The sequence below is a fragment of the Variovorax sp. GW821-FHT09B01 genome (genome assembly GCF_059418345.1).
Genome location: NZ_JBWKPQ010000032.1, coordinates 24,960 through 38,468 on the forward strand (window position 1 = coordinate 24,960; position 13,509 = coordinate 38,468).

Sequence of the window (13,509 nt, forward strand, 5' to 3'; positions counted from 1 at the left end):
CCCACGAGGCGCCCTTCGTCGCGACAGCGCGTAGGACCGCGCCGCCGCGCGCGGCTCAGTCGCCCGGCGCGCCGCGCCACAGCGCGGCCCATGGCAGGCGTGCGAACAGCAGCGCGAGATCGACCTCGCTGCCCGATTCGAACGGCGCATCGGTCAGCAGCTCGCTGAAGCCCGCCCGCGCATCGGTCGTGCCTTCATCGGACAGCCATACCCGCGTGCCGCGCCAGGCCTCGCCCACCGGCAGCTCCGGCGCGGCCTCGTCGGCCATGCCGCCGCACAGCCCCGCGAAGAAGCGCGCGGCCACCACCACCAGCGTGCGTCCCTCGTGGCGCCGCTCGAACGCGACCACGTGTCGCGCGAGCGGTCCTTCGACGCGCAGCCCGCGGTAGTCGGCATCGCGAAAGAACGCATCCTGCGCGCGGCGCAGCGCCAGCAGTCGCCAGGCAAACCAGAGCTTGGCGCGGCCGTCGTGCGGCGCGCGCGCGAACGCCTCCACGCTCTCGGCGGAGCGCGCGCCCGCCGCGCGCTGCTCGAAGTCCTCGAGCAGGTCTTCGCGGCACGCATAGTCCACGGCGCGTCGGTTGTCGGGGTCCACCAGTGTCAGCGGCATCAGCTCGGTGCCCTGGTAGACGTCGGGCACGCCCGGCGAGGCGAACTTCAGCAGCGTCAGCGAGAGGCTGTTCCAGGCGCCGAACAGCGCGATGCGCGACGCGAAGGCCCGCAGGTCCGTCCACCACGCGGCCGGCTGCGCCGCATCGAGCGTCAGTTCCACGAAGCGCCGCAGCGCATCTTCGTAGCCCGCGTCGGGCCGGGTCCACGCGGTGCGCAGCTTGGCTTCGCGCGCGGCCTTGTGCATGTACTGCACGATGCGTTCGCTGTAGTCGGCCAGCGCCTCGCCTTCGAGCCCTTCGGCGGGCAGCGTGCCGACCAGCGTCTGGCACAGCAGGTAGAGGTCGGCGCCCGAGGGCGCATCGGCCGGCGCGCCCTCGGCGGCCATGCGCTCGCGCAGCGGCTGCTGCAGCCGGCGCCAGCGCATCAGCGCGGCGCGCCATTCGCGCGGGATCTCCGACAGCACGTCGATGCGCGTGCGCACGTCCTCCGAGCGCTTGTTGTCGTGCGTCGAGGTCGCGAGCATGGTGTGCGGCCAGCGCGCGGCGCGGTCGGCGCTCGCCGCGTGGAAGTCCTCCACGTCGACGCCGAACACGTCGGGATCGCCGCCCACCTCGTTGAGCGCGGCGAGCGGAAAGTAGCGGTAGAAGGCCGTGTCTTCCACGCCCTTGGCCGCCACCGGCGCGCTGAACTGCTGGAAGCGCACCGCGAAGCGCCGCACCCGGTCGCGCAGCGCGGCGCCGGCCGTGGGCACGGCCTCGCCGCTCAGGGTCTGGCGCAGGAACTCGTAGACCGAGGTGTCGCCGTCGCCGAAGTGCCGCTCGGCCGCGGCCACCGCTTCGTCGATGAAGCGGCGGTCCTGCGCCGAGGGCACGTCGACGATGTAGCTGCGGTAGACCGGCAGGCAGGCCACCACCGCCGCGAGCGCGCGGCGCAGCGTGTTGAGCGTGTGGTCGCGCGTGTCGCGGTCGGCGCGCGCGATGCGCAGCAGCGCGTTCGACAGCACCGAGAGTTCCGAGGCCAGCGCATGGCGCATCACGGCCGCCTTGCCGTCGCGCACATGGGCCTCGAAGTGCGCGGGCGATCCGGTGAAGCGATGCCACAGCACCGCGAAGCGCCCGGCGGCGGCGGTGTCGATCAGCACGCCGTTGGCCACGTTCGCAAAGCGGTAGCCGGTGGTGCCGTGCACGTGCCAGTCCTCGGGCACCTCCTCGCCGCGCGCCACGATCTTCTCGGCCACCACGTACAGCGGCCGCGCCGGGCGGCCCTGTGCATCGTCGCCGGCCAGCGGCAGGCCGGCGCGGCGCGCATAGCCTTCCTGCAGCTGGCGGAAGTAGCGCGCCGGATCGTGCAGGCCGTCGGGATGGTCGATGCGCAGCCCGTCGACGATGCCCTGCGCCGCGAGGTCCAGCGCCAGCGACTGCGTGGCCTCGAACACCTCGTCGCGCTCCATGCGCAGTGCCGCGAGGTCGTTGATGTCGAAGAAGCGCCGGTAGTTGATCTCGTCGGCCGCCACGCGCCAGTAGGTCAGGCGCCAGTGCTGGGCCTCGATCAGCGCATGCAGCGCATCGCGCGCGGCGCCGTCGTTGAAGGCGGCCGTGGCCTGCGCCAGCGCCTGCGCCACCTCGGCATGCGCATCGGCGAGTTCGCCCAGCCGCGCCTTCAGCAGCGCATGCTCGCGCGAGCGCGCCTCGCGCACGGCCGAGTCGGCCGCGGGCGCATCGTCGGCGCTGGCATCGTGCACCGGCCATTGCGCCCAGGCCTCGGCCAGCGCCAGCAGCCGCGCGCGCGGTCCTTCCGCGAGCCGTTCGGCGGCGCGCGCCAGCACCGTGGCATGGCTGCGCGGCGCGATCGGGAAGCGGTGCTCGTAGTAGCGCAGCGCGAAGCCGGCCTCGCCGCGTGCCGTGCCTTCGCCGCGCTCGAAGTGCAGCACCAGCGCGCCCTCGGCGAGCGCCTCGCCGTAGGGCACGCCGAGCACCGGCAGCAGAACCTTGCCGCGCAGCTCCGGGTTCAGCGGCTCCCAGTCGATGTCGAAGTGCTGCGCATAGACCGAGGCCGGTCCGTGCTCGAGCACGTCCATCCACCAACCGTTGTCGGCGCCGAACACGCCCATGTGGTTGGGCACCATGTCGAGCAGCAGCCCCAGGCCCTGCGCATGCAAGGTGCGCGTGAAGCGCTCGAAGCCCTCGGCCCCGCCGAGCTCGGGATTGATCTGGTCGTGCGCGACCACGTCGTAGCCGTGCATGCTGCCGGCGCGCGCGCGCTGGATCGGCGAGCAGTAGACATGGCTGATGCCCAGCCGCGCGAGGTAGGGCACGATCGCCGCCGCGGCATCGAAGCCGAAGTCGCGGTGCAGCTGCAGTCGGTAGGTGGCGCGCGGAATGCGCGCCGCGGGCACGCGCTGCCCGGTGTCCTGCGTGGGGCTCGCACGCGGCCGTTCGACGGCCAGCCGCGCCGCCACCGCGCGCACCGTCTCGCGCGTGGCCAGGGTCTCGAGCTCGGCCTCGAGCTTGCGCCGCCAGTTGGGCTGCAGCTCGTCGGTGGTGCCTGGCAGGTTCGCCTGGTCGAGCGTGCCCAGCAGGTCCTCGGGCTGCACCATCGCCAGCGTGCAGGGCGTGGCAGCGATGTAGGCATGCACGGCGGCCGTCAGCGCGGCATCGGGCTGCGTGGCCGTGGCGGCCGCGGCCATCTGCTCGGCCGACAGCAGGCCCTGCCGATGCAGCGCGCGCAGGAGGCCCACGCGCTGTGCCGCGCGGTCGGCCTGCTGCTGTTCGAACAGTTCCTGCGAGGGGAACAGCCCGAGCTGCGCGCGCAGCCGCAGGTCATGGCCCGACCACCAGCCGGCCAGCGTCGCGAGGTCGTGCGTGCCGAAGGTCGCGAGCGCCGCGCCCGGGTAGTCTGCGGGCGGCAGGAACTCGCTGCCGCGCGTCTCGAAGACGAGCACGCGGTACGACAGCACGTCGGCCCGGGCCAGCGCCTCGCGCACGCGCGGCGCCACCGTGCCCAGGTCCTCGCCGATCACCATGCAGCGGTGGCGGTGGCTCTCGAGCGTGAGGATCGCGAGCATCTCCTCGAGCGGGTACTGCACGTAGGCGCCATCGCGCGGCGAGCTGCCCTCGGGAATCCAGAACAGCCGCATCAGTCCCATCACATGGTCGATGCGCAGCGCGCCGCCATGGCGCATGTTGGCGCGCAGCGTGTCGGCGAACAGCCGGTAGCCGCTCGTGCGCAGCCGGTCGGCGCGCAGCGGCGGCAGGCCCCAGCCCTGGCCCTGGGGATTGAACTCGTCGGGCGGCGCGCCCACGCTCGCGCCGAGCGCGAACACCGACTGGCCGCCCCAGGCGTCCGAGCCCGCGCGGTCGACCGAGATCGCGAGGTCGAGGTACAGGCCCACGCGCATGCCGAGCGCGCGGCAGCGCGCCCCGGCCTCCGCCAGCTGCATCGAGGCCAGCCACTGCAGGTACTGGTGGAAGTGCAGCTCGCTCGCATGCGTGCGCTCGAACTGCGTCACCGCCTCCGAGGCCGGGTCGCGGTAGGCCTCGGGCCAGCCGGTCCAGCCATGCACCGAGGCATCGGCGGCATGGAAATGCGCCTGCAGCGCCTCGAACAGCGCATGGCGGTGCAGCGCCTCGCCGCGATCGGCCACGAAGGAGCGGAAGATGCGCGCGCGGTCGCTGCCGGGCTCGGTGTCGGGGCCCAGGTGCGCGCGTTCGAAGTGCGCGAACAGGCAGCGCAGCACCTCGTGCTTGGCCTGCGCCACGCCCGCGCGGTCGACCAGCGGCGCGGCGCGCAGCGCCTTCAGCCGGGTCTGGAACGCGGGCTCGGCGACCATGCGCCGCGCCTCCTCGCATTCGGCGAAGTCGGGCACTGCTTCCACCGCGATGTAGAGCGCGTCGATCTGTTGCCGCGTCGAGGGGCTGTAGGGGCTCGCATGCAGCGGGTTGTGGGCGAACAGCGCATGCAGCGGATTGAGGCCGATCGCATCCACGCCCAGCGGCGCCATGCGCGCGGCCAGCTCCGAGAGATCGCCGAAGTCGCCGATGCCCCAGTTGCGCCGCGAGCGCAGCGCGGGCAGCTGCACCGCGAGACCCCAGGCGCGGCCGCCGCCTTCCGGCGCGAGCGAGGGCGGCCGGTAGCAGCGCCCCGGTGTCGCGATCAGCAGCGTCTCGCCTTCGGCGCCTTCGATCGACAGGCGGTGGTAGCCGGGCTGCAGCTCGACGTCGAAGCTCAGCGTGCCATCGGCCTCGATCCGCGCATCGCCCGTGCTGGGCTCGCCGTATTCGTCGCGCAGGTGCCAAAGGTGACGGCCATCGGCCGAAGGTGGCAGGACGGCAGGATCGAGCGTCAGCGACCACGGCGCCTGCTCGGCGCGCACCACGTGCACCGCGGGCAGCACGGCGCCGGCCTCGGGCGGCACCGCGGCCGGCGTGTCGTCGTCGTCGCCGCGCCAGGCCACGCCGAAGGTCGACAACAGCGCGCGCAGCGTGGCGCGCGGCGCCTGGTGCTCGGTGCCGAAGACGTCGTGGTAGCGGGTGTCGATGCCGAAGCGCGCGCACAGCGCCTCGATCGTGGGGGGCTCGCGGGATTCACTCGACATCGGACACCTGCAGGCTCAGATGCACCGCGCCGCGCGCGAGGCGCAGCCGTTGCGGATGTTCGTCGGGTGCGCTCGCGGCATCCACCGCCTCGCCGAGCGCGCCGACCGAATGCAGCGTCTCGCCCGGTGGCGCGTCGACCGCATGCTGGTGCTCGCCGAAGCAGGCCAGCAGGTGCAGCACCGTGCCGTCCGACAGCGTCCAGCGCACGCGCAGCAGGTCGTCCTCGACGTCGTAGTCGCCGCCGTGCTGGCGGCCGCCGAAGTGCGGCACCAGCCGCTCGCGGCGCAGCTGCAGCAGCTGCCGCACGCCCTCGAGGTTCTCGCGATGCGGCGAGCGCTCGCGTTCGCTCCAGTCGAGCTTGGCGAGCGCGAAGCTCTCGGGCGCGTTGCAGTCGGGGATCGCCGCGCGCGCGGCCTCGTCGGCGAAGGCGGCGAAGCGGCCGAACTCGTCGCGCCGGCCCTGCGACACCGCAGCCGCGAGCTCGGGCCCGAAGTCGCAGAAGTAGGGGAAGGGCGTGGCGGCCGCGTACTCCTCGCCCATGAACAGCATCGGCGTGTGCGGCGACAGCAGCAGGCAGGCGCGCGCGGCGCGCACCAGCACCGGGTCGGCCAGCGCATCGATGCGTTCGCCGAAGGCGCGGTTGCCGACCTGGTCGTGCGTCTGCAGGTAGGACACGAAGGCGCCCGAGGGCAGGTTGGCGCTCGGCTCGCCGCGCGTCTCGCCCTCGCGGAACACCGAGGCCTGGCCCTGGTAGACGAAGCCCTCGGCCAGCGCGCGCGCGAACAGTTCGAGCGGCTGCTGCGCATAGTCGGCGTAGTAGCCGTCGCGCTCGCCGGTCAAGAGCACGTGCGCCGCATGGTGCAGGTCGTCGTTCCATTGCGCGGTGGCGATGCGTGGCCGGCCCTGCGCGTCGCGCTCGAGCAGATGCGCAAGGTTGCGGTCTTCCTCGAGCACCACGTGCACTTCGCGCGTGCGGCCCGGGCCTTCGCGCAGCGCATCGCAGATGGCCTGCACGATGCCCACCGGCGAGTCGTCGCGGATCGCATGCACCGCGTCCATGCGCAGGCCGTCGGCATGGAACTCCTCGACCCAGTAGAGCGCGTTGTGGATGAAGAAGTCGCGCACGGTCGCGCTGCCGGGCCCGTCGTAGTTGATCGCGGCGCCCCAGGGCGTGCGGTGCGCGTCGTTGAAGAACTGCGGGCAGCAGGCATGCAGGTAGTTGCCTTCGGGGCCGAAGTGGTTGTAGACCACGTCGACCAGCACCATCATGCCGAGCGCGTGGGCCTCGTCGATCAGAGCCTTGAGCGCCTCGGGCCGGCCGTAGATGGCATCGGGCGCGAAGGGCAGCACGCCGTCGTAGCCCCAGCCGCGCCGGCCCGGGAAGTCCGCCAGCGGCATCAGCTCGATGGCCGTGATGCCCAGCGCCGCGAGCTCGGGCAGCCGCGCGCGCGTGGCGTCGAAGGTGCCCTCGGGCGTGAAGCTGCCCACGTGCAGTTCGTAGATCACGGCCTCGGACCAGGGCCGGCCGCGCCAGCCGCCGTCGCGCCAGGCGTAGGCGGCGGGGTCGATCACCTCGCTCGGGCCGTGCACGTCGTCGGGGTTGAAGCGCGAGGCCGGGTCGGGCACCTGCTGCCCGTCGGGCATGCGGAAGCGGTAGCGGTCGCCGGCGCGCGCCTGCGCGAGCCGCAGCCGGTGCCAGCCCTCGGCATCGCGCGCCATGGCGTGCGCCTCGGTGCCGAGCTCGAGCTGCACCTGCGGCGCATCGGGCGCCCAGAAGCGGAAGTCGACGCCGCCGGCGGGATTCGGCAAGGCGCCGAAGGGCATCGCGTGCGTGCGCGGCTGCGTGAGGATGGCATCGTTCATTCGGAAGCTCCCGTGTTCTCTCGGCCCAGCAGCACCAGCGAGCGGCTCGGCAGCGCATAGGTGGCGCCCTCCAGCTTGCCTGCCTCGCCGGCGCCATCGTCCGTCGTGGTGTCGAGCAGCACGCGCCAGGGCGCCGCGCTCGGCGGCAGCTGGAACGGGATCGCGTCGTGGTGCGCGTTGAGCAGCAGCAGGAAGTCGTCGTCGCGCAGCGTCTCGCCGCGCGGCCCGCGGTCGGGCAGGGCGCTGCCCGAGACCAGCGCCGCGAGGCAGCGCACATGGTCGGTGTTCCAGTCCTCGGAGCTCATCTCGTCGCCGTCGGGGCGCAGCCAGCAGATGTCCTTGGCCGACTGCCCCTCGGGCACGCGGCCCTCGAAGAAGCTGCGGCGGCGGAACGCCGGATGCCGGCGCCGCAGCGCGATGGCGCGCTGCACGAAGCGCGTGAGCGCGGTGCGTTCGGGCGTGTCGCTCCAGTCGATCCAGCTCAGCGCGTTGTCCTGGCAGTAGGCGTTGTTGTTGCCGTTCTGGCTGTGGCCGCGCTCGTCGCCCGCCAGCAGCATCGGCACGCCTTGCGACAGCAGCAGGGTGGCCAGCAGGTTGCGCTTCTGCCGCGCGCGCAGCGCGTTCACTTCGGCATCGTCGGTCGGGCCCTCGGCGCCGCAGTTCCACGACACGTTGTGGTTGCTGCCGTCGCGGTTCTCTTCGCCGTTGGCCTCGTTGTGCTTGTCGTTGTAGGAGACCAGGTCTTCGAGGTTGAAGCCGTCGTGCGCGGTCACGAAGTTGATGCTCGCGAACGGCCGCTTGCCCGACCAGCCGTAGAGGTCCTGCGAGCCCGTGAGGCGCTGCGCCATCTCGCCGGTGACGCCTGCGTCGCCCTTCCAGAAGCCGCGCATGCCGTCGCGGTAGCGGTCGTTCCACTCGGCCCAGCCTAGCGGGAAGTTGCCGACCTGGTAGCCGCCGTGGCCCAGGTCCCAGGGCTCCGCGATCAGCTTCACGCGGCTCAGGGTCGGGTCCTGCCGGATCGCGTCGAAGAAGCCGCCGAGGTTCTCGACCCGGCCCGACTCGCGCGCCAGCGCCGAGGCCAGGTCGAAGCGGAAGCCGTCGACATGCATCTCCTCGACCCAGTAGCGCAGCGAGTCCATCACCAGCTGCAGCGCGCGCGGATGCTCGAGGTTGACGGTGTTGCCGCAGCCCGTGAAGTCGTCGTAGTAGCGGCGCTGGTCGCCGTTGAGGATGTAGTAGGAGGCGTTGTCCACGCCGCGCATCGACAGCGTGGGCCCGAGCTGGTTGCCCTCGCAGCTGTGGTTGTAGACCACGTCGAGGATCACCTCGATGCCGGCCGAGTGCAGCGTCTTCACCAGGGTCTTGAATTCCTTGACCTTGCCCGAGGCGCTGTAGCGCATCTCGGGCGCGAAGTAGGTCAGCGTGTTGTAGCCCCAGTAGTTCTGCAGGCCGCGCTCGGCCAGGTGGCGGTCGTTGAGGAAGCCGTGCACCGGCAGCAGCTCGACCGTGGTCACGCCCAGGCGCCGCAGGTGGTCGATCACCGGCGCGCAGCCCAGGCCCGCGTAGGTGCCGCGCAGCTGCGGCGGCACCTCGGGATGCTGCATCGTGAAGCCGCGCACGTGCAGCTCGTAGATCACCATGTCCTGCCAGGGGATCGACGGCCGGCGGTCCTCGCCCCAGGTGAAGGCGGTCTCGAGCACGCGGCTCTTGGGCATCAGCGGCGCGCTGTCGCGGCGGTCGAAGGACAGGTCCTCGCGCCGGCCGCCCACGGTGTAGCCGTAGAGCGCGTCGCCCCAGCGCAGCGAACCCACGAGGTCCTTCGCATAGGGGTCGACCAGCAGCTTGTTCGGGTTGAAGCGGTGGCCCTCCTCGGGCTTGTAGGGGCCGTGCACGCGGTAGCCGTAGGCCAGGCCGGGGCGCGCCTCGGGCAGGTAGCAGTGCCACACGTCGTCGGTGCGGTCGCGCAGCTCGATGCGCTGCAGCTCGCGCCGGCCGCTCTCGTCGAACAGGCACAGCTCGACCTTGTGCGCATGCTGCGTGAACAGCGCGAAGTTCACGCCCTGGCCGTCCCAGGTTGCGCCGCGCGGATAGGGCTCGCCGGGCCAGACGGCGGAAATGGGGCTGTAGGTGGCCTTCTTCATGAATGGGTCAATGCGAGGAATCGGTCGGGGTCGGGAAACACGAAAAAGGTCGAAGTGCCGATGGCCGCGTTCAGCGCGGTGGCGGCCAGCGCTCGCCGCTGTCGTACGGGCCCGGCGCGTGGTCGCTGCGCGGTGCCACGGGCTGGCGCACGGCGGGTGCCGGTGCGCTTTCGGTGCCGGTGGCGGCAGGCGTTGTCGGTGTGACGGGCGTGACCGGCGTGGTCGGCGTCACCGGTGTGCGCGCCGGCACCCCGGGTGCGCGCGGGCGTTCGCGCGGCCACCAGTGCTCGATGCGCTCGGCCGCCCAGTCCTTGCCCGCGAGGCCGAAGGCCAGTGCAAGAGCAAGAACGATGCCGGCGAGCATCACGAGGAAGGTCTCGCGCACGATGTCGCCGCCCACCTTCACCTGGTCGAGCGCGATCAGCACCACGAACACCATCACCGCATACTGCGCGGCCTTGCCCAGCAGCTGGCCGTCCTGCATGCCGGCATTGCGGCAGTAGGTCTGCACGGCGCCGCCGACGAAGCGCGCGAAGTAGGCGCCGAAGGCCAGCACCAGCAGCGCGATGAAGATGTTGGGCACGAACCAGACTGCGCGCCCCAGCAGGTCGGCGATGTAGCTCAGCCCCAGCCCGTTGAAGGCGATCAGCAGCGCGGCCAGGATCACGAGCCAGTAGAACAGCACGCCGATGATGGCCGAGGTGTCGCTCGTGAGCCCGCCCTGGCGCCAGAAGTTGTCCAGCCCCGAGCGCTCGGTCAGCACGTTGAAGTTGAACGCGCGCAGCGCCTTGATGACCGCGAAGCGCACCACCTTGGCGATCAGCCAGCCCGCGAACACGACCACCAGCGCGACCAGCAGCCGCGGCAGGTAGGCGCCGATCTGGTAGAGGATCGCGCGCAGGGGTTCCAGGTGGAAACCGAAGTTGTCCATGATGAGTTCCTCCTTCTGTGGTCCGCGTCAGCGCGCGGCCCGATGGTTGGGCGAGACCAGGGCGAGCAGGCCGTGCAGCGGCACCTCGACCCAGTCGTTGCGGTTGTTGAGCTCGTAGCGCAGCTCGTAGAGCGCCTTCTCGATCTCGAACAGGCGCAGCAGCCCGGCATCGGCCGGCACCGCCTCGGCCGCGCCGGCCAGCGTGCCGGTGTAGGCCGAGAGAAAAGCGTCGCGCGTCACGCGCTCCCAGTCGCGCACCGCGGCATCGAGGCGCGCCGCCTCCTCGGCGTTCTGCGCCACGCGCCGCAGCGCGGTCCAGCGCGCGTAGTTGAACGAGCGCAGCATGCCCGCCACGTCGCGCAGCGGCGAGGCCTTGGCGCGGCGCTCCTCGAAGTCGCGCGCGGGCTCGCCCTCGAAATCGATGATCACGAAGTCGTTGCCGCTCACCAGCACCTGGCCCAGGTGGTAGTCGCCGTGGTAGCGGGTCTTGAGGCCGCCGCCCTGCGCGGGCACGCTGGCGGCCACCGCCGCGTGCAGCGCCTCGCGCAGGCCCAGCAGCTGCTGCGCCTGCTCGCGCACCGGGTCGCTCAACTGGCCCAGCCGCTGCTGAAGCAGCGCCAGCGTGGTGTCGACCTCGGCCTGCGCATGCGTCTGCAGCGCCGTGGCATCGGCCGCGCTGGTGGGCTCGGGATCGAAGGCCGGGTCGCCGGTGCGGCGCGCCAGCGCGAGGTGCAGCTCGGCGGTGCGCTGGCCCAGCGTCGCGGCCAGCGCCACGAAGCCGCCGTGCGCATCGGCCGGCGCCAGCGCGTCGGCCGGCGCGGTGCGCAGCTCCTCGAGGTAGCGCTCGACGTAGTCGCGCGTGAAGGTCCAGCCGTCGCCCTGGTTCGCCATGTACGACTGCACCATCGCGAGCGCCATCACCCGGCCGTCGTTGCCCACGTACTCGAGCGCGCCGAGCACCGGCACGCAGTTGGCGTACTGCACCACGTCGGTCAGGAAGCGGCCCATCTCGAGCTCGGGGTTGATGCCCCAGCGCACCCGGCGGTAGCCCTTGAGGAACAGCGTGTCGTTGAGCGTCACCACCGTGTTGCTGCTCTGCGCGCTCGGCCGGCCCACCGGCAGCGCATCGATGTCCAGCCCGAGCTTCGCGAACGCCGCCGTGGGACGGAAGTGCAGCCGGCCCGCGGCCGTCGGCAGCTCCAGTCCCTGCGCGATGGTGCGCACCAGCGCGCGGCAGAAGGGCTCGTCGTAGAAGGCGTCGCCCATCAGTCCCACCTGGGCCTGCTGGCGTACCTTCGCGAGGCCGGCCTGCGCCAGGCGGTTCATGCGTTCTTCCTCGCGTTCCTCCCAGGCCAGGGTCAGCGGCATGAAGTAGGTGGCGCTCTCGCGCGGGCCCTCGAGGTCGAACAGCGGCAGCAGGTAGCGGTCGGTGCCGTCCTCCCACACCGCGTGGTCGGCCAGCCGCGCGCGCTCGATGGTCTCGCCCTTGGAGGCATACCAGCGCTGGATCTCGATGTGGCGCGGCAGCGTGTCGGTCTCGAACTGCGTGCGCATGCGCTCGGCCATGCCGATGCGCCACGGCATCACGCGCTCGCGGAAGAAGCTGTCCCAGCCGTCGAACAGCACCAGCGTCGGCTGCTCCTGCAGCGCCACGCCCTCCTGGTGCCACACCGGCATCTCGGCATCGAGCGTGAGCTTGAACCAGTAGAAGCCGTACGAGGCCAGCGTGAGCAGGTAGGGCAGCTCGCCGATCGGCGGGAACGGCGCGCGCCCGAGCATCTCCACCGGCACGCGGCCCTTGAAGGCCGCGAGGTCGAGCTCGACCGGCTGCGCCGCGCGCGACAGGTTGAACACCGTCAGGATGATGTCGTCGTCGTACTCGCTGACGTAGGCCAGGATCTTGCGGTTGCCGGGCTTGAGGAAGCGGCGCCGGCCGCGCCCGAAGGCATGGCTGGTCTTGCGCACCGCGAGCATGCGGCGGGTCCAGTTCAGCAGCGAGCTCGCGTCGCGCGCCTGCGCCTCCACGTTGAGCGCCTCGTAGCCGAACATGGCGTCCATGATCGGCTGCAGGTACAGGCGCTGCGGATCGGCGCGCGAGAAGCCGGCGTTGCGGTCGGGGCTCCACTGCATCGGCGTGCGCACGCCGTTGCGGTCGCCGACGAACACGTTGTCGCCCATGCCGATCTCGTCGCCGTAGTAGATGATCGGCGAGCCCGGCATCGACAGCAGCATGCCGTTCATGAGCTTCACGCGGTCGAGGTCGTTCTCCATCAGCGGCGCCAGCCGCCGGCGGATGCCGAGGTTGATGCGCGCGCGCTGATCGGCCGCGTACATGTTGTACATGTAGTCGCGCTCCTTGCTGGTCACCATCTCGAGCGTGAGCTCGTCGTGGTTGCGCAGGAAGATCGCCCACTGGCAGCCCTCGGGGATGTCGGGCGTCTGCTGCAGGATCTCGACCACCGGGTGCCGGTCCTCCTGCGCGATCGCCATGTACATGCGCGGCATCAGCGGGAAGTGGTAGGCCATGTGGCATTCATCGCCATCGCCGAAGTACTCGCGCACGTCCTCGGGCCACATGTTGGCCTCGGCCAGCAGGAAGCGGTTCTTGTACTCGGCGTCGATCGCCGCGCGCAGCTTCTTGATCACCGCGTGCGTCTCGGGCAGGTTCTCGTTGCTGGTGCCGTCGCGCTCCACCAGGTAGGGGATGGCGTCGAGCCGGAAGCCGTCCACGCCCATGTCGAGCCAGAAGCGCATGACCTTGAGCACCGCCTCCAGCACCGCCGGGTTGTCGAAGTTCAGGTCCGGCTGGTGGCTGAAGAAGCGATGCCAGTAGTAGGCCTTGGCCACCGGGTCCCACGACCAGTTCGAGGTTTCGGTGTCGGTGAAGATGATCCGCGTGCCCTGGTAGAGCTGGTCGGTGTCGCTCCAGACGTAGAAGTCGCGCTCGGGCGAGCCCGGCGGCGCCTTGCGCGCGGCCTGGAACCATGGGTGCTCGCTCGAGGTGTGGTTGATGACCAGCTCGGTGATCACGCGCAGCCCGCGCTTGTGCGCCTCGTCGAGCATCTCGCGGAAGTCATCGAGCGTGCCGAACTGCGGGTTCACGTCCTCGTAGGCCGAGATGTCGTAGCCGTCGTCGCGCAGCGGCGAGGGATAGAAGGGCATCAGCCAGATCGTGTTGACGCCCAGCTCCTTCACGTAGTCGAGCTTCGCGGTCACGCCCTTGAAGTCGCCGACGCCGTCGTTGTTGGTGTCGAAGAAGGCCTTGACGTTGAGCTGGTAGATCACCGCATCGCGGTACCACAGCGGATCGTCGCTGTTGTCGATCTCGACGGTTTCCAGCGCGATGCGCGAGACGGGTGCATTCATA

The 13,509-nt window shown here is 71.4% G+C and carries 5 protein-coding genes; all 5 read right to left on the reverse strand.

Annotated elements, in window-relative coordinates; genetic code table 11:
* Positions 1-55: 55 nt before the first annotated feature.
* The 5 genes from AC07RV_RS41860 to treS all read right to left on the reverse strand — a co-directional run bounded on the left by AC07RV_RS41860 (position 56) and on the right by treS (position 13,508).
* On the reverse strand, positions 56-5,206 hold the full coding sequence (locus tag AC07RV_RS41860) for a malto-oligosyltrehalose synthase (protein WP_296788896.1): 5,151 nt from the start codon (positions 5,204-5,206) through the stop codon (positions 56-58).
* Positions 5,196-7,070 (reverse strand): malto-oligosyltrehalose trehalohydrolase, encoded by a 1,875-nt coding sequence (treZ, locus tag AC07RV_RS41865; RefSeq protein ID WP_296788895.1) that lies wholly within the window; start codon positions 7,068-7,070, stop codon positions 5,196-5,198. Before treZ ends, AC07RV_RS41860 begins: the two co-directional genes overlap by 11 nt.
* Positions 7,067-9,211: a glycogen debranching protein GlgX gene (gene glgX, locus AC07RV_RS41870; RefSeq protein WP_296788894.1), complete on the reverse strand. Its 2,145-nt coding sequence runs from the start codon at positions 9,209-9,211 to the stop codon at positions 7,067-7,069. The genes treZ and glgX overlap by 4 nt, the downstream gene beginning before the upstream one ends.
* A gap of 70 nt (positions 9,212-9,281) precedes the next feature.
* Positions 9,282-10,142: a mechanosensitive ion channel family protein gene (locus tag AC07RV_RS41875; RefSeq protein WP_366928601.1), complete on the reverse strand. Its 861-nt coding sequence runs from the start codon at positions 10,140-10,142 to the stop codon at positions 9,282-9,284.
* Positions 10,143-10,169: 27 nt separating this feature from the next.
* Positions 10,170-13,508 carry a maltose alpha-D-glucosyltransferase gene (gene treS / locus AC07RV_RS41880; protein WP_296788893.1) on the reverse strand — a complete coding sequence of 1,113 codons (3,339 nt, stop codon included), beginning with the start codon at positions 13,506-13,508 and terminating at the stop codon, positions 10,170-10,172.
* Position 13,509: the final 1 nt, after the last annotated feature.